The organism is Rhodothermales bacterium (genome assembly GCA_034439735.1).
Lineage (GTDB): Bacteria > Bacteroidota > Rhodothermia > Rhodothermales > JAHQVL01 > JAWKNW01.
On sequence record JAWXAX010000060.1, the window covers coordinates 1 to 22728 of the forward strand.

A 22728-nucleotide genomic window follows, 5' to 3' on the forward strand; every position below is an offset into this window, starting at 1 on the left:
CCACTTCTCGGTGAGTAACGCCCGCCCGCAGTACCACGAGGTGATTGCGAACCGCTACCTGGCCCGCAACCCGCTGCTGCCGGTCCAGTTCGCCATGCAGTACACGCCCGAATACGGCTCCAACACGGCCATCTACCCCATCACCGACAACCCCGAACACCAGCTGTTGACCGACCGGGGGATGCTGACCTCGGCGGCCGGCATCACGCTGTACCAGGCCGACCTTTTCCCGGCGGCGTACCGACACGTCAGCTTCGTCGGCGAGCCCGTGCACAACCTCGTCCACGCCCTCCGCACCGTCGAGGCCGGCCCCACGTTCCGCGCAGAGCGGATCGAGGCTCGGAAGGAGTTTCTCGCCTCGCGCGACGCCTGGTTTCGGCCGGTGAGCTTCTACATCGGGCCGGATGGCGCGCTGTACGTGGTGGATTATTACCGGCAGATCGTCGAGCACCCCGAATGGATGGACGACGCGACGCGGGCTTCTAAAGACATCTACAACGGCAACGACCGCGGCCGCATCTACCGAATCACGCCCACCGGCGCGCCGGCGGCGGCGTGGCTGCAGCAAGTCGACCTCGCCGCGGCCTCGACGGACGAACTCGTCGGCCTCCTCGCCAGCGAGAACATCTGGTGGCGGCGGAATGCCCAGCGGCTGTTGCTGGACCGCGCGGACGAAAGCGCCGAGCCGGCGCTTGTTGCCCTCGCGGCCGGCCCATCGGCGCTCGGCCGGCTCCATGCCCTGTGGACGCTCGACGGCCTCGGGAAGCTGACGCCGGCGCTCATCGAGGCGGCGTTGCGGGATACCGAAGCCGGCCTCCGCGAAAACGCGATCGTGCTGGCCGAGCAGCGGCTCGACGCCCATCCGGGATTGCTGGCTGTGTTGGAATCGATGGAATCCGACCCCAATGCCCGCGTCCGCTTCCAGCTGCTGTGTACACTGGGTTTCTTCGACACGTCGGACAGCCGCGCCATCCGACAGCGGATGCTGGGCCGAGACCTGGAAGAGCCCTGGATGCAGGTGGCCGCGCTGTCGGCGCCGGACCGGTTTGATGCGTCGTCGATCGACGACGCACTGCGTGTGATGGGCAAAACGACCAGCGCCGGCCGCGCCACGTACCTCGAACGGATCGGCTATCTGACCGCCGCCGGGAAAGACGCCGCGCTGTTCACCTCGCTGGCAAATCGGCTGACCGGTGCCTCGAGTGGGCTGATATCCTGGCAAAAAGCGGCGCTGCTGCGCGGTCTGGCCCAGGGGACGCCCCGGAACGAAGCATATACCGCCGGCGCAGCGGGCTCCGTCGCCTCCGCGTTTGTTGCCAGTACGGACGAAGCCGAACGGGCCGCCTATCTGGCCCTGTTGGATAAAACCGGGCTGCCGGCCTCGGACGCGATGGCCACCGCCGTGGCGTCGGGCGTACGTACCGCCGCGGACGCGCGCCGGCTGCCGGCCCTCCGCGCCCAGGACATCCAGTTCCTCTCCCGACACGACGCGAATGCCCATCGAGAGGTCGTCCGGGCCCTCATCATCCCCACCGAACAACCGCTCGTTCAGGAAGCCGCCGTCCGTGCTCTTCAGAAAAGTGATGACGCCGGCGTGGCCGACTTCCTCCTGACCCGCTGGCCCGAACTCACGCCGGACGTCCGCGACGCCGCCCTCGATGTGTTGTTGGAAACGCCCGACCGGGTGAGCCGGCTGCTCGACGCCGTCGAGGCCGGCACCGTCCAGCGTTCTTCCATCGGGTGGAATCGAACGGTCAAGTTGATGCGCGACTGGGAAGGGGCCATCAAGGACCGGGCCCGCGCATTATTGAGCGAACAGCCCGGAGAGCGGGAGCAGATCGTGGCGACGTATATGGCGTCGCTCGCCGGCGAGGGCGACGTCGCCGCCGGCCAGGCCGCGTTTGAACAGGTGTGTGGAACGTGTCACCAGGTAGCCGGCGAACACGGCGAAGCGTTCGGCCCAGACCTCGCCACCGTCCGCCACTGGTCCCCGGAAGCCCTCGTCGCCAAAATCCTCATGCCCGGCCGCTCGCTCGCCGACGGCTACGAGGTGTGGACTGTCGAGCACACATCCGGAGAAAAAACGACCGGCCTCCTCGCCGCGGACTCCCCCTCCAGCCTCACCCTGCGCACCCTCGCCCGGCAGGACGTCACCATCGCCCGGGCGGACGTCGCTTCGATGCAAAACCTGAATCAAACCCTCATGCCCACCGGCCTCGAGGCCGCCCTCAACCCCCAACAGATGGTGGATTTGATTGCGTTTTTGAGGTTTAACTGATGGCACTGCGTGCGGTCATGACCGCTTGCGTAGCAAGCTCCTGACCGGCGGGCGAATGCGAGCCTCCTCGAATGCGAGCCCATCGGTTTGGTCCGGTTCTATCAGTCATATCTGTAAACAGGCTTGATGGAGCGTTGCACCGCCGCTCGTATATTCCAGGTCTACCCCACGTCCACCCGAATACCTGCGCGTACCATGCTCCGCCTCACTGCCATCCTCATCTTCCTCCTCCCCGCCTGCCAGCCGGCGCCCTCCGGCACCGGCGGCCTTTCGCCCGAGGACGCCCTCGCTTCCTTCCAGGTTGCGGATGGCTTCCAGATCGAACGCGTCGCCGCCGAGCCGAACGTGATGGATCCCGTCGCCATGGAAATTGACGAGCGCGGCCGGCTCTTTGTAGTGGAAATGCCCGGGTATCCGATGGACATCAGCGCCAACGGCCGCATCCGACGGATTGAGGACACCAACGGCGATGGCCTGCCGGATGCGAGCCGGATCTTCGCCGACAGCCTCGTCCTCCCCACCGGGATCATGCGCTGGAAAAACGGTTACCTCGTCACGGCTCCGCCCGATCTGATTTATTTCGAAGACACGGACGACGACGGCCGCGCGGACCGGCGCGAGGTGATCCTCACCGGTTTTTCCCGATCCAACCCGCAGTCCCACTTCAACAAGCCCTACTTCGGTCTCGACAACTGGATCTACCTGGCCAATAACGGCTCAACGGATACCGATGACTACGGCGACCTCTTCGGAGACAAAGGATCGGAGGTCTACTTCCCGGCCCGGCCCGACGGCGTCCGGCTTGGCAAAAACGGCGACGACCGGAACGTGCGGTTCAAACCCGATACCCACGCACTCGAATCGCTCTCCAGCCGATCCCAGTTCGGTCAAGCGTTCGACGACTGGGGCCGTCACTTCGCCGTGAGCAACGCCCATCCCCAGTACCACGAAGTAATCGCGAGGCGTTACATCTCCCGGAATCCGTTGATGCCCGTCCAGCTCTCCATGCATTATACACCTGCCTATGGGCGAAACACGGCCATCTACCCGATCACGGATAACCCTGAACACCAACTCCTCACCGATCGCGGGATGGTTACCTCGGCGGCCGGGATCACCGTGTATCAGGCAGACCTTTTCCCCCCCGCCTATCAGAACGTGAGCTTCATCGGCGAGCCCGTCCACAACCTCGTGCATGCCCTCCGGATGGTCGAAAATGGTCCAACGTTCCGGAGCGAACGGCTCGAGGAGCGCAAGGAATTCCTGGCCTCGCGCGACAGCTGGTTCCGGCCGGTAAACTTCTACATGGGACCGGACGGCGCGCTGTATGTGGTGGATTATTACCGGCAGATTGTGGAGCACCCGGAGTGGATGGACGACGCGGCGATCGCCGCTGGCATATTGTACAACGGCAACGACCGCGGTCGGATTTATCGGATCGTGCCGACGGGCACTCCTCAGCCGGCGTGGCTGGATCGGCTCGATCTGGGCGCCGCGACGACCGACGAACTCGTCGGCCACCTGGCGAATCCGAATATCTGGTGGCGGCGCAACGCCCAGCGACTGTTGCTTGATCGCGCCGACCCGGCCGCCGAGTCGGCGCTCATCGCCCTGGCCGCCGGGCCCTCGGCCCTTGGCCGCCTCCACGCCCTGTGGACGCTCGACGGCCTCGGGAAGCTGACGCCAATACGCATCGAAGCCGCCCTGCGCGACGCCGAAGCCGGCGTCCGAGAAAACGCCATCATCCTGGCCGAACAGCGGCTCGAAGCCCACCCAGAAATGCTGGCCAGGCTGGAATCGATGGAGTCAGACCCCAATGCACGCGTCCGCTTCCAGCTGCTGTGCACCCTCGGATTCTTCGATACGCCCGAGAGCCGGAGGATCCGCCAGCGGATGCTCACGCGCGATATGGACGATCCCTGGATGCAGGTGGCGGCCTTATCGGCTCCAGACCAAATCGACGACGCGTACATCGCACGCGCCCTGGCTACCGCCGGCAAAACCACCAGCACCGGCCGCGCCACGTACCTCGAACGGATTGGCTACCTCGCCGCCGCCGGGAAAGACAAAGCCCTCTTCGCCACACTCACCGCCCGGTTGTCACGTCCGTCGAGCGGGATTACGACCTGGCAGAAAGCAGCCCTGCTGCGCGGCCTCGCCCAGGGGACACCCCGGGATGATGCCTACGCGGCGGCGGCGGCCCCTATCGTGACCGCCTTCACTGCCAGCACGGACGAGACCGAACGCGCCGCCTACCTGGCTCTGCTGGACAAAACGGGGCTGCCGGCTTCCAATGCGCTGTCCTCCGCCGTGACAGCCGGCATAAAGTCTGCGACGGACACCCGCCGGACGCCGGCGCTTCGCGCCCAGGACATCCGGCTTCTCGCCATGAACGACCCGAATGCCCATCGTGAAGCGATGCAGGCCCTGATTGTCCCCGCCGAGCAGCCGCTCGTACAGGAAGCCGCCGTCAGCGCTCTCCAAAAAGCCGATGATGCCGGCGTGGCCGACTTCCTCCTGGGCCGCTGGCCCGAGCTCACGCCGGCCGTCCGCGACGCAGCGCTCGACGTGCTGATGGAGACGCCAGACCGCGCCGCCCGACTTTTGGATGCCGTCGAAGCCGGCACCATCCAGCGCTCGACCATCGGGTGGGATCGGACCGTGAAGCTGATGCGCGACTGGGAGGGGCCCGTGAAGGACCGCGCCCGGTCAATCCTCAGCGAGCAACCCGGTGAGCGTGAGCAGATCGTGGCGACGTACATGGCGTCGCTGGATGGGCAGGGAGATGTGGCCGCCGGTCAGGCCGCGTTTGAAGTAGTGTGTGGGACGTGCCACCAGGTAGCCGGCGAACACGGCGAAGCGTTCGGACCCGACCTCGCCACCGTCCGCCACTGGTCGCCGGAAGCCCTCGTCGCCAAAATCCTCATGCCCGGGCGCTCCCTCGCCGACGGCTACGAGGTGTGGACCGTCGAGCACACGTCCGGCGAAAAAACGACCGGCCTCCTCGCCGCGGACTCCCCCTCCAGCCTCACCTTGCGCACCCTTGCCCGGCAGGACGTCACCATCGCCCGGGCGGACGTCGCCTCGATGCAAAACCTGAATCAAACCCTCATGCCCACCGGCCTCGAAGCCGCCCTCAACCCCCAACAAATGGTGGATTTGATTGCGTTCTTGAGGTTTAACTGAGCGGCCTACACAGTCGTCTTCTCGTTCGCCGCCAGTGTCTTTTCCAGAAGCGCCTCGACATAGCGTTTCCCATCCTCAACCGTCATGTACGACCATTTGAGGGTCCATCCGAGCTGGAGCGACTGCTGGTAGTCCGGGATATCCGACAGACGTTCACCGAAGGATATCGGGAATTTTCGGTATTTCACTTCACGCTGCATGGTGCCTGGAGTCGAGGGGAAACGGCATTAAACCTTCTCGGAGCGATCCGAGTGGGTTCTGCTAATATCGCGGCCCCCGGGGCACCCTATAGCTTTGTGACAGAATTGCGACGAATCGAGGCCTCAGCGCCGGACGACGCCGGCGGGGATGCCGCTGCTGCATCGGATCCGCAGCCGTTCGTCCTCGTCCACACCGTATTGTCCCCCATCGGCCTGGTAATCGCCCCACCCGTTCGCCGAACGCGTCAGCGTGAGCCGCGTCCCGTCGCGGAGGTCAACCAGAGGGTTATGGCATGTATCCCCACCAAACGCATTCGGCAGCGGCGTCCCCCCCGCATCGACCCGCAGGAATCGCTCCGGAGCGTTTTGGAGTGGACGCAGGATGTCTTCGGGCATGGAGGATTCAATGATTCGGGCGCAGCCGGCGAACAGGAGGGCAGCGCTTACCAGGAGGAGATGGAGGGTGGGGCGCATGAAAGAAAATCGTTGGTTTCAGGGTGCGAAATCATGCATCAGACTACCTGATTGCAGGGCGGTTTCAGCGCGTACGCCGGCGCGCCGATCTCTGCGATGGCGCGGCCAGCCAGTTGAGCGCCCGTATCGCCGGCCCTCCGCAAGTCCAACTCGGTCATCATGCCGAGTAATGGGGTAGATCGAGCCCATACCGCCAGAACCCCCGCCGCAAACGCATCCCCGGCCCCGGTGGGGTCCACACACGGCGCCGCGGGGGCAGGGACTTCGACCCTGTGGGGCCCCGCAAAGAGCGTCGCGCCCTGCCGGCCCCGGGTCAGAATCCTCAACGGAAAACGAGCAGATGGGGCCGCGGCCTGGATCCATCCCCATTCCGACTCCCCGCTGAACAGCACATCCACACGACCCAGAAAATCCACGACCCGCCGCTGCGCTTCAGGCGAGATTCTATCCAGCGGTATGTTCGGATCAAACGACACCCAGCCGCCGGCGGCGCGAACGCGGTCGGCCAGCGCGGCGGCCGTCCCGCCGGTAATCTCCCCCAGAAAGGCCGTCCCGATCACATGCAGGGCGTCGAAATGGGCGCCGGCCACCTCGTCCAGCGCCAGCGTCTGGTCCGCGCTCTGGCGGTGGACGATGTCGACCTGTCGCCGGCCCTCCGCGTCGTAGGCGATAAAAGCGCGGCGGGTGGGTCGGGTGGGGTCGACGGCCAGGAAGCGGGGCGAAACGCCGGCGCGCTCCAGCTCGGCGCGCAGGAAGCGGCCGGCCGGGTCGTTGCCCACTTTGCTCATCACTACCGCTTCCAGACCGAGCGCATGAAGCCCCACCGCCACGTTCGCCGCCGCACCGCCGGGGCACTGTCGGAACGTGCGGGTGTCCGCAAGCCCGACGCCATCGATCCCGATGTAATCAACGATCACTTCACCCAGGCAGCCGATGATCATCTTTTTTCTTGAAGTATATTCTCGGGCCGTTCGCCGGCTCGCCGGCGACCCTCTCCTCGCAATATGTTACCGTCTATGGGCACTACGCCCTCTTCGACCCTGCTTTCCGCGTCAGAGGGGTCCCCTCCAGCGTTCAGCCGGATCGCCCCCTATATCGGGGTTTTCTTTGTCCTGGGCCTCGCGCCTGCCGCCCTCGGGCCCACCCTGCCCGCGCTGGCCGAGCAGACGGGCGTGACGATCAAGAGCATCGGCTTTGTCTTCACGGCGCGCATGGTGGGGTACATGCTGATGACGTTTATCGTCGGCCGGCTCATCGATGGCCGCGCCGGCCACCCGTTGATCGGTGGCGCGATCGCGATCATGGCCGTGATCATGCTCCTGGTGCCAGTCATCCATTCGCTGGCCCTGTTGCTCCCCCTTCTGGCGCTCCATGGCTCGGCTAGCGCGATGGCAGACATTGGCACGAACACGCTGCTACTCAAGACGTTTCGCGAACGCGTCGGGCCCTACCTCAACGGACTCCATTTTTGTTATGGCGTCGGCGCCTTCCTCTCCCCGATCCTCGTCGCCCAGGCCTTTGGCCTCACCGGTCATCCCCTCTGGGCGTACTGGGGGATCGGGCTGCTCGCCATCCCGGTTGCTCTCTGGGTGAGCCGGATCCCGAGCCCGGAGCTAACGATCCGCATCCCCGGCCACATCGAGGCCCGGCCGGACCGGCGGACGATGGTCATGCTCATCCTGTTTTTCTTCCTCTACGCCGGCGTCGAAGCCGGTTTTTCGGGGTGGATCTACACCTACGCGATCGCCCGCGGCCTCGCCACCGCCGAAACGGCCGCGTACTTGAACTCGACCTTCTGGGGGGGATTGATGATTGGCCGGCTGCTGTCCGTTGCCATTTCCGTCAGGTACCTGCCCCGCCAGATCCTGAAGGTCCACCTCACCTGGGCGTTCCTCAGCATCCTCCTCGTGGCGGCCAGCACCTATGTGCCCGTCCTCGTCTGGATCGGCTCGCTGAGCCTGGGCCTGGCGGTGTCGACCATCTTCCCCACCGCACTTGCCTTCGCCGAGCGCAACATCCCCCTGAGCGGAAATGTAACAAGCCGGTTCTACCTCGGCAGCAGCGTCGGTTCGATGACGTTGCCGCTGCTGGCCGGCTTCCTGATCGAGACGACGGGCCCCGAAGCGCTGCTGATCGTGGTGGGCGCCTGCGCCCTGTCGTGCTTCGCGGACTTGCTGCTCATCATGCGCTTATGGAAGATATCATGAAGACATTCGCGGCGCGCAATAGGCCACAAGGTGATGTCGTTATCGCCGTGCCGGCGATTTTGCCATCGGAAAAACCATCGTTTTTTAACCGGATTAGTGTATGTTGGGGGACTGCAACGAATACCAGAATCTATGATTGAGGTACAAGGACTCACCAAGACCTACGGAAAGGAGCGCGCCGTCAACGCCATCTCCTTCGAGGTAAAAAAAGGCGAGGTACTCGGCTTTCTTGGCCCGAACGGCGCTGGGAAGACGACGACGATGAAGGTCATCACCTGTTATCTCCCGCCCACGGAGGGCACCGTCGTCGTCGACGGGCTGGATGTGCGCACCCACGGGATCGACATCCGCCGGCGCATCGGGTACCTGCCCGAGCACACCCCGCTCTACCACGACATGCAGGTGTACGACTACCTGTCGTTTGTCGCCTCGATGCGGGGCGTGCCGGCGACGGAGCGTAACCGGCGTATCGGGGAGATGACGGACGTCTGCGGCCTGGACACCGTGCTGGCCAAACCCATCGAGGCGCTCTCGAAAGGCTACCGGCAACGTGTCGGGCTGGCGCAGGCGATGATCCACAACCCGCCAATCGTCATACTCGACGAGCCGACGTCCGGCCTGGACCCCAACCAGATCGTCGAGATCCGCGAACTCATCAAGGCCATCGGCACCGAGCGGACCGTCATCCTATCGACGCACATCCTCACGGAGGTCGAGGCCTCGTGTGACCGCGTTCTGATCATCAACAAGGGATCGATCGAGGCGGACGGGACGCCAAACGAGTTGCGGACGATGTACCGGGGGGCGCAGCAGATCCGCTTCGGCGTTCAGCACGCCGGCCCTGCCGTCGCCACCGTCCTCGAGGCCTGGCCCCACGCCCGCGTCACCGGCCACGTCGTCCACGACGGCGAGACCCTCTTCACGCTCACCAGCGAGCGGCCCGACGACGTGCGACCCGAGCTGTTTCGCCTCGCCGTCGACAACGGCTGGACGCTCACCGAACTCCACCGCAACCAGGCCAACCTGGAGGACGTCTTCCGCCAGCTCACCACCGCCTGAACCGGAATCCCATCCCACACCCATGCACGAGACCTGGACGCTGACCAAACGCGAACTCCACGCCTATTTCGACAGCCCCGCGGCGTACGTCGTTCTGAGCGTGTTTCTCCTGTTTACCGGGTGGTTCTTCAGCAACCCCCTGTTCATCGAAAACGTCGCCACCCTGCGTTCGTTCTTCGAATTCGCCCCGTTTATCTTCCTGTTTTTTGTGCCGGCGATCACGATGTCGCTCTTCGCCGAGGAGCGCCGCGCCGGCACGCTGGAGCTCCTTCTGACGATGCCGATCCGCGACTGGCAGATCATCTTCGGCAAGCTCCTCGCCGCCACGCTGCTGCTGACGGCCGCCCTTTGCCTGACGCTCGTTTATGCCCTCACGCTGTCGATCCTCGGGGACATGGACCTCGGCGGCACGGTCGGCGGCTACCTCGGGTTGCTGCTCTACGGGATGACCTGTGTGTCGATTGGCCTTCTTGCCTCTAGCCTCACGCGGAATCAGATCGTGGCGTTTATCCTGGGCTTCGCGATCATTTTTGTGTTGTTCATGCTGGATAAGGTGACCCTGTTCGCGCCGCAGGCGCTGTCGGGTATCCTGCAGTACCTGAGCCTGGATTACCACTACAACAACCTGCTGCGCGGCGTCATCGACACGCGCGACATCCTGTATTACCTGTCGGTCACCGCCTTCGCCTGCGTGCTGACGGCGTACAACCTGGCCCGCCGGCCGGAATAAACGCCGCGGGGTAATCGGGGCGTGGAATAAACGCCGCGAGGTAAACGGGGCGTCGTAGAGAGACGCCATGTATGGCGTCTCTACCGGATCGACCGCATTCACATCCATAAACACGATGAAACGCGACTGGAATACCCGCACCGCGCTGATCCTTATCGGGCTCATCCTCGTCGCGGTCAACCTGATCGGGCTGCAGCTGTTTGGCCGGCTCGACCTCACGGACGACCGCGTCTACAGCCTCTCCGAAGCCTCTATCGAGGCCGTTGAATCGCTCGCGGACCCGATCACGATCACCGCCTTCTTCACCGACAACCTGCCGGCGCCCTACAGCGACAACCGGCGCTTCCTGCAAGACAAGTTGGACGACTACCGCGCCTATGGCGGGGCAAACGTCCAGTACACGTTCGTCGACCCCGTGGACGACGAAGAGCTCCAGCAGGAGGCCGCCCGCTACCGCATTCCGCCCGTCCAGATTCAGGTGTATGAGCAGGACAACGTCCAGTTCAAAAACGCCTACATGGGCGTCGCCCTCCTGTACGGGAGCAAACGGGAGATCATCCCCGTCTTCGAGGACCGAGCGACGCTCGAGTTCGACCTCACCAGCGCCATCCGCCGGCTCACGCAGGATGCCATGCCCTCCGTCGGCTTCCTGACGGGCCACGGCGAGCCGGCGCCGGCCGCGACGATGCAGCAGCTCTACCAGCAGCTCAACCGCAACTACGAGCGGAAGTCTATCACCATCGTCGACTCCACCGCCAGCCTCAGCGAACGGCCGGATGCGCTCGTCATCGTCGCCCCCACGGACTCGTTCCCCGAGTCCCACCTGCGCGCCCTGGATAGCTACGTGATGGACGGCGGCCGGCTGGCGCTGCTCCTCAACCGAATCGAAACCAACATGCAGGCCGGCCAGGCCTTCGAACTCACCACGGGCATCGAGGGCCTCCTGGCTAATTACGGCGTCGGGCTCAAGGGCAACCTGGTGATGGACGAGCAAAACGCGCCCATCTCCATCCAGCGTCCGATGGGCACGTTCATGGCCACCCAGCAGATCCCCTACCCGTTTCTGCCCGTCGTCACCAACTTCAACGGCAACAGCATGATGGTGAATCGCCTGGGCAGCACCTTGCTGTTTTTCGCGAGCACCGTCGACACCTCGCTGGCCCTGCCACCCGGCGCCACGCGCGAAATCCTGGCCTCGAGCACTACCCGCAGCCAGCTCCAGGAAGGCTTTTTTATGATCCAGCCGGGCTTCCCGCCGGAAATGAACTTCTCGGACGGCCCCTTCCCGCTCGCCGCCGCCTACACGGGCTCGTTCCCGAGCGCCTACGAGGCCGGCCGGCAAAGCGCCCCCACCCGCATCGTCCTCGTCGGCGACGGCGACTTCATCAACGAGTCGATCGTCGGCGCCCTGCCGGGCAATATCAACTTCGGCCTGAACATGACCGATTGGCTCGTGCAGGACGACGCCCTGCTGGCCATCCGCGCGAAAAGCGCCGAGCCGCGCGTGTTGCGCGAGACCTCGGAAAGCGCGCGTGGCTGGATCAAATACGGCAACATGCTCGCCCCACTGTTACTGCTGTTCGGCATCGGGCTGTACCGCTGGCAGAAGCGCCGCTCTCGCCAGATCGTCCTCACCTCCTGATCGTTTCTCCGGGTCTCTTAACGCTGCCATGCAACAACGCCAACTTCTCTGGTTACTCGGCGCCCTGGTCGTGCTCGTGGGGCTTGCCGTCCTGTTCGGTACCTTCAACAAAGGCGCCTCGACCCTCGATCTCCCCACCATTGTCATCCCCGGCGACGAACTGACACGGATCGTCATCACCCGCGACGGCGAGCCGTTTACTTTTGAAAAACAGGCCGGCGTGTGGCAGATCGTCGAGCCCGTCACCGGCAAGGCGGACAGCGCGCTCGTCGCCCAGCTCACCGTCAACCTGTCGGCCATCGAAGTGGAGACCGTCGTCTCTAACAGCCCGGACCGCTACGCCGAGTACGGCCTGGGCGAGCGGGAGCAGCAGGTGGATCTCATCTGGAACGGAGGCGGCGCCACCCTGCTCGTTGGCGGCATCGGCCCCGATCCGCAGACCCATTATGTACGCATGGCCACCGATCCCCGCGTCTACCTCGTCCGTGGCCGCCTCAGCTTGCCCGACGACACGGACCGCTGGCGGGATAAAACGGTGCTGTCGATTCCACCTCTCACCGTCCAGAAGGCCGTCGTGACCGGCCCCGACGCCGGCTACGAACTCACCCTCGACGCCTCGGGTTGGACACTCTCGATCGACGGGGATGAAGAGCCGGCCGACTCGGCCCGGGTAACCGCCTGGCTGGCGCGTTTCTCACCGCTCGTCGCCATCGGCTTCACCCGAGGCGCCGCCGCGGCCGACATCAAGACCACCGCCACCCATCAGGTGCATTTCAGCATCCCGAACGCCGGCACGCAGACACTCTGGATCGAAAACCGCGAAACTGAACTCGCGGTAACCGCCACCGGCCAAGACGCCGCGTTGCGCCTGAATTACGACCAGCTGGGGCTGCTTGCGCCTGAGGCGTCGGCGTTTGAATGACTCACTCCACCGTCACGCTCTTCGCCAGATTCCTCGGCTGATCCACATTGCAGCCGCGCATTACCGCGATGTGATAAGATAACAGCTGGAGCGGGATGGAAGCCAGGATGGGCGACAGGAACGGTTCACATGGGGGGATGAAGATCACGTGCTCGCAGAGGCGGTCCAGCTCGTGGTTGCCTTCCTCGGTGATGGCGATGACCGAGCCCTGCCGCGCGGCCACCTCCTCGATGTTCGAGATCACCTTGTCGTACGTCCCGTCCTTCAGCGCGATGAAGACGACGGGCATCTGCCGGTCGATGAGCGCGATCGGGCCGTGTTTCATTTCGGCGGCGGGGTAGCCTTCCGCGTGGATGTAGGAGATCTCCTTCAGCTTGAGAGCGCCCTCGAGGGCGACGGGGAAATTATAGCCGCGCCCGAGGTACAGAAAGTTCGTCGCGTACCGGTAGATCGCGCTCAGGCCCCGAATCTCGTCGTCTAGTTTGAGGACCTCGCGGACCAGGTCCGGCAGGCCGGCCAGCGCGCGCAGGTGGAACGCCATCGCCGCCGGCGTGAGCGTCCGCCCTTCCCCCAGCTTGAGCGCCAGCATCGCCAGCACCAGCACCTGTGCCGTAAACGCCTTTGTGGAGGCCACCCCGATCTCGGGGCCGGCGTGCAGGTAGACGCCCGCGTCGGTGTCTCGCGCGATCGTCGACCCCACCGCGTTGCAGATCCCCAGCACCGGCACGCCTTTCTGCTGCGCCTCGCGGACGGCGGCGAGGGTGTCGGCCGTTTCGCCGCTCTGCGAGATGACCAGCACCACGTCCCCTTGGCGGAGGATAGGATCGCGGTAGCGGAATTCGCTCGCGTACTCGACCTCGACCGGGATCCGCGCGAGCGACTCGATGAGGTACTCGCCCACCAGGCCGGCGTGCCACGACGTGCCGCAGGCGCAGATGATGATCCGGTCGGCCGCGCGCAGGGTGTCCATCACGTCGATCAGCCCGCCCAGTAGAATCCGATTTTCATCGACCAGCACCCTCCCGCGCATGCAGTTTTCGAGCGACGTCGGCTGCTCCATGATCTCCTTGAGCATAAAATGGGGATAACCCCCTTTCTCGATCTCCTCTAGATCCCATTCCAGCGCGTGTACTTCCTTTTCGAGCGGGACGTTGTGGATGGTTCGCACCTGGTAGCCGCCGCGGCGGACTTCCACCATCTCCCCGTCGTTCAGGTAGACCACCTGGCGCGTGTGCTCGACGATGGCGGAGGCGTCGGACGCCAGGAAAAACTCCCCCTCGCCGACGCCCAGGATGAGCGGGCTCCCCTTCCGGGCCGCGAGCAGCAAGTCCGGGTCGCTCTGGGAGACGATGGCGATGCCGTAGGTGCCGGCGACCTGCGTCAGCGCCTGCTGCATGGCCTGGGGTAGGGATAGGCCCGTTTCGCGGCGGACGTCGTCGATCAGGTGGACGAGCGCCTCGGTGTCGGTCTGGCTGACAAACGTGTACCCCTGCCGCGTGAGGCGCTCGCGGATGGCCTGGTAGTTTTCGATGATACCGTTGTGTACCAGCGCGAAGTCCCCATCGCCCGACACGTGCGGGTGGGCGTTGACGTCGCTCGGGAAGCCGTGTGTGGCCCAGCGCGTGTGCCCGATGCCCAGCGTGCCCTCCATCCCGCCGGCCCCGAGCGCCCCCACCAGCTCGCTCACCTTGCCCTTTTTCTTGCGGACGGCGAGCGCGCCGTTGATGGTCGCGATGCCGGCGGAATCATACCCGCGGTATTCCAGGCGCTGGAGGCCCTGGATGAGAACAGGCTGCGCCTGCCGGTGGCCGATGTAGCCGACGATTCCACACATAGAGGTTCCGGGTTTAAGGTTCAGGGATCAGGGTAAAGCGCATCGAGTAGGGTAACCCCGAACCTGGAACTCCGAACCCTGAACTCCAGACCCGGAGACACGGATCGTGCCGATTTACAGTGCCCATTCACCGTGCCGGCGAAGCGACCGTGCGCCCGACCGCCGCGGCGATGAGCCGGATCTGCGCCATGAGTTCGACGAACTGCTCGAAGAAAAGGGCCTGGGGCCCGTCGCGCAGGGCCGAGGGCGGGTCCGGGTAGATGTCGATGAGCACCCCGTGCGCACCGGCGGCGACGGCCGCTCGGGCCATCGGCGTCACCTTGTTGCGCAGGCCCGTGCCGTGGCTCGGGTCCGCCAGTACCGGCAGGTGGCTTTTCGCCTGAACGACAGGGATCGACGATAGGTCCAGCGTGTGCCGGGTGGACTGCTCGAAGGTCCGGATGCCGCCTTCGCAGAGCATCACCCGGGCGTTGCTCTGGGCGAGGATCTTTTCGGCGGCCATCAGCCACTCCTCGATCGTCGCGGCGAGGCCGCGCTGGAGGATGACCGGCTTGCCGGCGCGGGCCGCCTCCATGAGCAGCACCTCGTTCTGCATCCCGGTCGAAGGGATCAGGAAGATGTCCGCCACCGCCGCCGCCTGACTGACGAGCGTCTGGTCCGACACCTCGACAACGAGGTGGAGCCCGTGCGTGTCCGCCACGGCTCGCATCTGGCGCAGCCGGTCGTCGGCCGGCCATTCGGACGAGTGCGCGGCCTTTTTCGGGCGCAGGAGGCCCGTGCGAAGAAACCGCACTCCTTGATCGACCAGCAACGCCGCGGTGGATTCCAGTTGGGCTTCGTTTTCATATACGCGGGGGCCGGCCATCACCGCCACCCGGTCCCGGCCGATTTCGATGCCGGCGATGTCGATCACCGTGTCGCCCCGGCGCCACGTGCGGCTGGCGATCTTGTAGGGCTCCGTCACCCGGTACACCTCGGCGACCCCCTCGAGCACCTGCACCTGGCGTACGTCGAAGTCCGGCTGCACCCCGATCGCCCCCAGCACCGTCTGGCTCACCCCGCTCGAGCGGTGCACATCGAACCCGAACCGACTGAGCCGGCCAATGACCGCCTCGATCAGCGCGTCTTCAACGCCGGCTTGCATGACGACAACCATAAAGTTGGCAGGTTACAGGTTGGCAGGTTACAGGTTGGCAGGTTACGGGTTGGCAGGTTACGGGTTGGCAGGTTACATGGTGACATCCGACAGGCAGGCAACTCTAACCTGTAACCTGCAACATGTCAACTTGCCAACCTACTTATAGCGTTCCAGCGTAAACTTCTCCCCAAGATACCGTTTCCGGACCTCTTCGTCGCCGGCGAGGGCTTCGGCGGTCCCCTGTTTCAGGATGCGGCCTTCGTAGAGGAGATAGGCGCGGTCGGTGATGGCGAGGGTTTCGTGGACGTTGTGGTCGGTGATGAGGACGCCGATGCCGCGGTCCTTGAGGCCGGCGACGATCGACTGGATGTCCTCGACGGCGATCGGGTCGACCCCGGCGAAGGGCTCATCCAACAGAAAAAACTTGGGGTCCGAAGCGAGGGCGCGGGCGATCTCTGTGCGCCGGCGTTCGCCGCCGGAGAGCATGTAGCCCTTCGACTTCCGCACCCGCTCCAGCCCGAACTCTTCGATCAGCGCATCGACCCGGTGCGTGCGCGCCTTGCGGTCGATCGGCTGGAATTCGAGCACGGCGTGCAGGTTACCTTCGACACTCAGGTGGCTAAAAATCGAGGCCTCCTGCGCCAGGTAGCCGATGCCGTACCGCGCCCGCTTGTACATTGGCACGCGGGAGAGGTCCACATCCCCCAGGAGGATCTGGCCGGCGTGCGGCTTCACCATCCCCACGATCATGTAGAACGTGGTCGTCTTGCCGGCGCCGTTGGGCCCGAGCAGCCCCACGATCTCCCCCTGGCCGACCTCCAGGCTCACGCCGGCGACGACTTCGCGTTTCTTGTACCGCCGCACGAGGTTATTCGCGCGCAACACAAGCGGGCCGGCGGACGCCCTGTTGGTTGTTTCTTTCATTTTATTGCCATCCCGACCGAACCCCCGACATTTCGGGGGGAGTGGAGGGACCTCCCAACGTCAGCGGAAGCGCGAAACGCATCCAGGCGCGCCCGGCGGTCGGCGTCCAGCAAGGTGTCTTTCGCCGGCCGCCACTCGGGCCGCCAGGCGAAGCCCTCCAGTTCAAAGGGCGAGGGGATCAACGACGCGGCATAATACACGTTCTGCGTACCGGATACTATACTGATCCGCTTCAACTCGTTGGCGGCGAAGCGGAGCACGATCGTGTCGCCCGAGGCGCGCATCGCCCCGTCCACCGCCCCCTCGCCGTCGTTTCGGTAATAGATCGATTCGGCCGTCGGGCCGACTGTCAGGCTGCGGAGCGAATCGGCGCGGAAGATGCCCACCAGGTGCTGGCCGCGGAGCTGGTGGATGCGGGCGACGGAGGTGTCCTCCTGGGCGGCGAAGGCGTTCTCGCGGATAAAGAGCGAGTCGATCGAGCCGGCGGTCGCCGTGGCGCGCAGCGTGTCGCCCGAGAGCTGATACTGCTCGTACCAGGCCATCGGCCGCACGTAAAACCGGTTCTCCTCGCGCAGGGGCCGCCCCTCGCGCGTGATGCGGTCGTAGACCGACGAGTCCGCCACGGCCGCAAAGGTCTTCTGCCAGACGCGGACGGAGTCCACGGCGATCAGACGCTGCAGCGAGTCGTCGCGGATTACGTCGAGCCGGAGGGCGCGCATGAGCAGGGTATCGGCATCGACACCCGTCGAATCCCGGCGGAACTGGACGAGCAGCGCGTCGCCCTCGATCTGGCTGTAGCCGCTGCGGTTGTCGTTGAAGGCGTAGGCCCCGAAGAGGAAGGACTGCGAGAGCGTGTCGGATTCGGCCACGCCCTCCCCGCCGCCGATGCGCTGGACAAAGACATTGCCGCGACCTATCGAGACCTCCGTCTCCCGAAAGTAAGTGATCGAATCCGCCTCGAGGTGAGTCCGGTCCTCGTCGAGCACGACATCGCGGTAGAACTCGGCCTGTTTCTCATCCGAATAATATTGCCCGCCGCGGCTGGTGAGGACCGTCCGGCTGTCGATGAGGCGCACCTCGCGGTCGAAGTCCGTCCGCTTCTCGTCGGCATAATACAGGGCCGAGGGGGCGTAGACCTGGACGTCGCCATCCGTCAGGTGAACGCGGCCTGTCGCCTGGCCCTGTTTGAGACGGGTGTTGTAGACGATACTATCGGCGCGGAGGGAGTCGCCGCGTTCGACGATCATGACACGGCCGGTGAGGATGACACGGTCCTGCTCGAGGTAGCGCACGACACGATCGGCCCAGAGGTCGGTTTGCTCCTGGCGGAGGTGGACCTGTCCTTCGAGGACCTGGACAGGATCTTCGCCGAAGATGGCGCGGGAGAGGCGGTTGGCCTGGAGGATATCGACCTGTTTCTCGGTGGTATCGGCCGGCGTGAGCGGCTGGGCCCGCGCGACCGGAGCCGCCAGTAGGGCGCACAACCCGAGGGCCGCAAGCGCGCAGATACGATATAACCCGATTATCCCCATAGACCCTACTGCTCCTGGACGAGTACCTGCCCCGTAACCCGCGCGAGCGAATAATGCTCCAGATCCTCGTCGGCGTCCAACTCATAGCCCTGGATCTGCTCCTTGGGCGTCGTGATACGGACGAAGCCCGGCGTGGTCACCTTGCGCTCCGTCTCATCCCAGACCAGATGCTCCGTCTCCAGTCGTTTGTTGTCGGTAGTGGTGACGATCACATTGTCGCGGGCTTCGAAGCGGCGGTCGGCCTCGTAATAATAGAGCAGGTCCGCCACGACGACGGCCGACGAGTCGCCGGCTTCGTCGAACAGGTAGGCCGTCACCCGTTCTCCGGGGGCGGAGGCGTCCATACGCAGGAGGAGGTAGGTGCTGTCCGCCTGTTCTATTTTGGCCATATAGGCCGCTTCGATCGCGACTCGGGGGCGTTCCGCCTCGGCGACGCTGAAGCGCGCACCCCAGCTTTCCTGCAGGGGGCGCTGCGCCTGCTGAATTTCTTCGACGGTCGACGCTTCACGCGCTACGGGGCGGCAGCCGGCCGCGACGAAACATAGCAAGAGCACGGCGTACGCTGGAACGTAGACATGAAAGGCTGGTAGTATGGACACGCTCCGTTTCATTCTCTGGCGGGCTTTCGGGCACATCACTTTCCCGATCCTGTACACATCTTCCCCCTGCACATCCTTTCTATTCGATCACCGGTCGACCGATTGAACGCGAGAGGCGCGAAAAGGGTTTTACTTTTCCGTGCGCATGCCGATACCCAGTAGGACCTCTTACGCTCTAAGTAATGGTTTACCTTCTTAACTGAGACGCACATGAGCTTTAAAATCGAGCCTCATGACCAGGATACAGCGGTCGTAACTGTAGGCAAAACGCTCGACTTCCGTAACGCCGAGGCGTTCAAGACCGCCTGCCAGGAACATGTGGACGCGGGAAAACACAACTTCATCCTCGATTTCACGGACACCGGCATTCTCGACTCCACCGGGCTGGGATCGATCTTTTCGCTTTACCGAAAGGTATCGCCCCTGAACGGCCAGGTCGTCTTCGCCTCGATCTCGCGGCCCGTCCAGGTCGTCGTTCAACTGACCCGCACGTACAAGGTTTTTCGCCAGTTCCCAACGGTCGAGGACGCCCTCGAAGCGTTGCAACAGGGCATCCCGTCGCATCGGTAGCCTTCGTTGTAGGCGTTCAAAAACCGAACTCTACGTGCCCCGGGTTATCTATGTACAATACGATGCACTATTTCACGGACCTGGATACCATCGTCGACGACGTACATGGCCTGTTCGACCGCTGGCAAAGTCAGTACTCCGAACAGGAACCATTCTCCCTGGACACGCTGTTGACGGCCCAGTTGGCCGTCCACGAGTGGGTCGCCAACCTGCAGCGGCACGCCCGTTTCGCCGTCGCTCACCCGCGCGTCGGCGTTTGTGTGTCACCCAGCAACAACGGCCTGGCCTGCGTGGTCGAGGACAACTCCGTCGGGTTCGACCTTGCGACGTACCTCGCCGACAACCCCGAACTCACGGACATCATGCCGGAACGAGGCATGGGGTTGCACTGGATCAACGCCTGTGCGAACGACCTTCGGTACCAACAAGCCCCGGAGGGCGGCCAGCAGCTGGCCTTTTTTGTTGGCGCCAATCAAGACTCCTGTCTCGACATCCAGTTTTCATGAGCGACTACTCGATCCTTGTCGTCGAAGACGAAGAGATTCTGCGCCGGCTCCTCGAATTCCGCCTCAGCAAACTGTACAAGGTGCGCACGGCCGATAACGGGGTGGATGCCCTGGCCAAGCTGGCTGAACACACGCCGGATCTGATCATCTCGGACATCATGATGCCCAAGATGGACGGATTCCAGCTTCAGCAGCATCTCCAGGAACAACCCGCCACCCGCGCCATCCCCTTCATCTTCCTCACCGCCAAAGCCGACGACAGCAGCCGGCTTAAAGGCCTCCGCATGGGGATCGATGACTACATCACCAAACCGTTCGACCTGGACCAGCTGCTCTCCCGGATCGACCGCCTCCTCGAACGCACCCGCCTCTTCCAGACCCAGCTCGGCGCCCGCATCGGCATGGACTTCTCCAATAAGCTGATGCCCAAACGCCTCCCGGAAGTCGGCGGCTACGCAATGAGCTTCTTCAACCGCCCCCGCGAACACGGCGGCGGAGATCTGTTCGACTGGACCGAGGCGTCTCCCGGGGTCTACTTCTTCACCATCGGCGATGTGATGGGCAAAGGCCTCCAGGCCAAGTTCTACGCGTTCAGCTTCCTCAGCTACATCCGGGGAACGCTGTACTCGATGCTCAAGACGACGCAGTCGCCGGCCGACCTCATCCGCCGCGTCAATCAGATCATCATGGAAGATGAGATGATGGATGATACCTTTGCTTCTCTCCTGCTGATGCGCTGGGAGCCGGCTAAAAACCAGATCACCTACACCAACGCCGGCCACTGCCGCCCCGTCCTCGTCGCCCCCGATCGCACGGAGGTCATCTCCGAAAGCGATGTCATCCTGGGCCTGGATAAATACGCGGAGTTCACGGACACGACCATCGAACTCCCCGCCGGCGCCTCGATCGTCACCTACACCGACGGCCTGCTCGAACAACGGCTCCAGTCCGGCGAAATGCTCGGCGAAGAAGGCATCGCCCGCCTCTCCGCCAGCGCCATGAACGACGCGGACCCCATCGCGGGCATGCTCCGCCGTATCCTCGAACAAAGCAAAGAGCCGGCCTTCGCCGACGACATCCTGGTCTTCTGGCTCAACCGCCTCGTGGAGCAACATGCGTGAGGATGGTTGATGGTTAATGGTTGGTGATCAATGGTCGATAGTCGATGGCTAATAATTGACAATCGACCATTGACCATTAACAATTCCCCATCAACCCCGCCCGTTCCTCAAACCACCTCCTCGCCGGCTTCATCCCCGCGGGAGCATCTTCCGGCCAATTCGCGAAGGCCACCGGGATCTTGAACCGGGGCAACCGGGCCTCTAGAAACGACCGCAACGCCGCCTCGCCGGCAAACGCGGCGTCCCGCTCCAGAAAGGCAAACGGCCTCGCGCCGTAGACGGCGTCCGACACCGGGACCACCACCGACCGCACGACCCCCGGGCACTGCGCCATCACCTCTTCGATTTCTTCCGGCTGGATGTTTTCGCCCCCGGAAATGAACAGGTTGTCCTTCCGCCCGATGACCCGAAGCCGGCCACGCGCGTCAATACTCCCCAGATCGCCGGTTGCGTACCACCCATGGGCGTCAAACGGCATCACCAGCCCATCGGGCGTGAGGTAGCCGGCGAAGCGGACCTCCCCGCGCACGTGGATCTCCCCCGCGGCGTCGATCCGTAGCTCGCGGTGGGGTAACACCGTGCCGGCCGTCTGGAGTGTGTCGAGGCCGGCTCCGCCCCGCGTCGTGGTCACCTGCGAAGCCGTTTCGGTGAGGCCGTAGGTCGTGTGGATCGGCCAGCCGGCGGCGAGGGCGCGTTCGAGGAGGCCGCCGGGAATCTGGCTTCCGCCCAGGAGGACGGCTTTGAGTCCATCCGGGCGTACTCCGCCCTCGAGCAGCCGCAGCAACTGTGTGGGCACCAGCGACACGTGGGTGACCTTCCTCCGCGCGATCAGCTCCCCGAGCGCCTCCTTTCCGGGCAACACTACCGCCGCGCCGGCCCATGCGGCCCGCACGAGGATGCCGATGCCGGAGACGTGGTAGAGGGGAAGGGAGAGCACCCACCGGTCGCCGGCGCCGAGCGGGATCGCGGCGAACGAACCCATCGCGTTGAAGTAGAGGTTTCCCACGGTCAGCAGCGCCGCCTTCGGCGTGCCCGAGCTGCCGGAGGTGTAGAGGGCCACGGCCGGAGCGTCGAGGTCGAACACCGGAATGTCTGCCGGCTCGACCCACGATATCGGGATAGCGCCGATATCGATGGCCCCCAGCGTATCGAGCCGTTCGCGCAACGCGGCCGGCGGCAGCCGGGGGCTCATCACGACTACGACGCCGCCACACCGCAGCGCCCCCCAGAACCGAACGATGCCGTCGACATCCTCCCGCCCCGTGAGCGCCAGGCGATCCCCTCGCTTCACGCCGCGAGCCCGAAGCTCGGCCGCGACGCCCTCGATCCACCCATCCAACCTTCCATACGTCACTACCTCATTACCCACGATCACTGCCGGCGCGCCGGGTGTCTGGCGGGCGTGGGCGGCTATCGGGCAGGGCACACGGCGCGTGGTAAGTGGGTCGGCCATGGCTCATCTCGCCTTATGAATCTGTCGGGATTTCCAAAACCTCATGCATGATCATTCCCGCGTTGTAGAGACGCAACATGTGTCAGGCGCTGTTGAGTTACGTTCAACCTGACGCAACTGGGTTTTTGAAGCTCGAACGTGTACATCAATCGTATCCGTCTCGTCTTCCTCGCGAAAGCGGGGATCCATAGAAGCTTTCAGAATGCCTCACGTGCTGTTCCGGGCAGGGTTTTTATGCATCGTTATACCTTGTATGGATCCCCGATCGGGGTCGGGGATGACGAGATCGAGGGGTTCGTGTGATCTCTTGAGGAAGGTAACACGCTACGGCGCGCAGAGTGACTGTAACGCTA

Annotated in this window: 19 protein-coding genes; 10 read left to right on the forward strand and 9 right to left on the reverse strand. The window is 64.3% G+C overall.

Annotation, left to right across the window (positions count from 1 at the left end; genetic code table 11):
• Nucleotides 1-2278, forward strand: a 2278-nt coding sequence (locus SH809_04165) for a c-type cytochrome (protein MDZ4698881.1), incomplete at its 5' end; no start/stop codon positions are given.
• A 195-nt stretch (nucleotides 2279-2473) separates the two neighbouring features.
• Nucleotides 2474-5464: a PVC-type heme-binding CxxCH protein gene (locus SH809_04170; protein ID MDZ4698882.1), complete on the forward strand. Its 2991-nt coding sequence runs from the start codon at nucleotides 2474-2476 to the stop codon at nucleotides 5462-5464.
• A 5-nt stretch (nucleotides 5465-5469) separates the two neighbouring features.
• Here SH809_04170 and SH809_04175 read toward each other — a convergent pair whose 3' ends face one another.
• From SH809_04175 to SH809_04185, 3 genes are all read right to left on the reverse strand, one after another.
• The gene (locus tag SH809_04175) at nucleotides 5470-5664 is read right to left on the reverse strand and encodes a hypothetical protein (protein MDZ4698883.1); all 195 of its coding nucleotides are present in this window, start codon (nucleotides 5662-5664) and stop codon (nucleotides 5470-5472) included.
• 123 nt (nucleotides 5665-5787) lie between these two features.
• Nucleotides 5788-6138 (reverse strand): hypothetical protein, encoded by a 351-nt coding sequence (locus SH809_04180; protein MDZ4698884.1) that lies wholly within the window; start codon nucleotides 6136-6138, stop codon nucleotides 5788-5790.
• Between the two features lie 38 nt (nucleotides 6139-6176).
• Nucleotides 6177-7079 (reverse strand): PfkB family carbohydrate kinase, encoded by a 903-nt coding sequence (locus tag SH809_04185; GenBank protein MDZ4698885.1) that lies wholly within the window; start codon nucleotides 7077-7079, stop codon nucleotides 6177-6179.
• 75 nt (nucleotides 7080-7154) lie between these two features.
• Between SH809_04185 and SH809_04190 the strand changes: the two genes are divergently transcribed.
• From SH809_04190 to SH809_04210, 5 genes are all read left to right on the forward strand, one after another.
• Nucleotides 7155-8345, forward strand: coding sequence for an MFS transporter (locus SH809_04190; GenBank protein ID MDZ4698886.1), 1191 nt, complete (start codon nucleotides 7155-7157; stop codon nucleotides 8343-8345).
• A gap of 132 nt (nucleotides 8346-8477) precedes the next feature.
• On the forward strand, nucleotides 8478-9404 hold the full coding sequence (locus tag SH809_04195; protein MDZ4698887.1) for an ATP-binding cassette domain-containing protein: 927 nt from the start codon (nucleotides 8478-8480) through the stop codon (nucleotides 9402-9404).
• 22 nt (nucleotides 9405-9426) lie between these two features.
• On the forward strand, nucleotides 9427-10134 hold the full coding sequence (locus SH809_04200) for an ABC transporter permease subunit (GenBank protein MDZ4698888.1): 708 nt from the start codon (nucleotides 9427-9429) through the stop codon (nucleotides 10132-10134).
• A 115-nt stretch (nucleotides 10135-10249) separates the two neighbouring features.
• Nucleotides 10250-11776 carry a GldG family protein gene (locus tag SH809_04205; protein MDZ4698889.1) on the forward strand — a complete coding sequence of 509 codons (1527 nt, stop codon included), beginning with the start codon at nucleotides 10250-10252 and terminating at the stop codon, nucleotides 11774-11776.
• Between the two features lie 28 nt (nucleotides 11777-11804).
• Nucleotides 11805-12698 carry a DUF4340 domain-containing protein gene (locus SH809_04210; GenBank protein ID MDZ4698890.1) on the forward strand — a complete coding sequence of 298 codons (894 nt, stop codon included), beginning with the start codon at nucleotides 11805-11807 and terminating at the stop codon, nucleotides 12696-12698.
• Between the two features lies 1 nt (nucleotide 12699).
• Here SH809_04210 and glmS read toward each other — a convergent pair whose 3' ends face one another.
• The 5 genes from glmS to lptC all read right to left on the reverse strand — a co-directional run bounded on the left by glmS (nucleotide 12700) and on the right by lptC (nucleotide 18725).
• Nucleotides 12700-14532 carry a glutamine--fructose-6-phosphate transaminase (isomerizing) gene (gene glmS / locus SH809_04215; GenBank protein MDZ4698891.1) on the reverse strand — a complete coding sequence of 611 codons (1833 nt, stop codon included), beginning with the start codon at nucleotides 14530-14532 and terminating at the stop codon, nucleotides 12700-12702.
• Between the two features lie 127 nt (nucleotides 14533-14659).
• Nucleotides 14660-15688 (reverse strand): N-acetylneuraminate synthase family protein, encoded by a 1029-nt coding sequence (locus tag SH809_04220; protein ID MDZ4698892.1) that lies wholly within the window; start codon nucleotides 15686-15688, stop codon nucleotides 14660-14662.
• A 138-nt stretch (nucleotides 15689-15826) separates the two neighbouring features.
• Nucleotides 15827-16594 (reverse strand): LPS export ABC transporter ATP-binding protein, encoded by a 768-nt coding sequence (gene lptB / locus SH809_04225; protein MDZ4698893.1) that lies wholly within the window; start codon nucleotides 16592-16594, stop codon nucleotides 15827-15829.
• A complete protein-coding gene (locus SH809_04230) occupies nucleotides 16591-18126 on the reverse strand; it encodes an OstA-like protein (protein MDZ4698894.1) in 1536 nt (511 codons plus the stop codon). Before SH809_04230 ends, lptB begins: the two co-directional genes overlap by 4 nt.
• Nucleotides 18127-18131: 5 nt before the next feature.
• Nucleotides 18132-18725, reverse strand: a complete 594-nt coding sequence (lptC, locus tag SH809_04235) for an LPS export ABC transporter periplasmic protein LptC (GenBank protein MDZ4698895.1) — start codon at nucleotides 18723-18725, stop codon at nucleotides 18132-18134.
• 210 nt (nucleotides 18726-18935) lie between these two features.
• Between lptC and SH809_04240 the strand changes: the two genes are divergently transcribed.
• The 3 genes from SH809_04240 to SH809_04250 all read left to right on the forward strand — a co-directional run bounded on the left by SH809_04240 (nucleotide 18936) and on the right by SH809_04250 (nucleotide 20922).
• A complete protein-coding gene (locus tag SH809_04240) occupies nucleotides 18936-19295 on the forward strand; it encodes an STAS domain-containing protein (GenBank protein ID MDZ4698896.1) in 360 nt (119 codons plus the stop codon).
• 62 nt (nucleotides 19296-19357) lie between these two features.
• Nucleotides 19358-19801 (forward strand): ATP-binding protein, encoded by a 444-nt coding sequence (locus SH809_04245; protein MDZ4698897.1) that lies wholly within the window; start codon nucleotides 19358-19360, stop codon nucleotides 19799-19801.
• The gene (locus SH809_04250; protein MDZ4698898.1) at nucleotides 19798-20922 is read left to right on the forward strand and encodes a SpoIIE family protein phosphatase; all 1125 of its coding nucleotides are present in this window, start codon (nucleotides 19798-19800) and stop codon (nucleotides 20920-20922) included. The genes SH809_04245 and SH809_04250 overlap by 4 nt, the downstream gene beginning before the upstream one ends.
• A 76-nt stretch (nucleotides 20923-20998) precedes the next feature.
• On the opposite strand, the gene menE is transcribed toward SH809_04250, so the two are convergent.
• Nucleotides 20999-22375, reverse strand: coding sequence for an o-succinylbenzoate--CoA ligase (menE, locus tag SH809_04255; protein MDZ4698899.1), 1377 nt, complete (start codon nucleotides 22373-22375; stop codon nucleotides 20999-21001).
• Nucleotides 22376-22728: the final 353 nt, after the last annotated feature.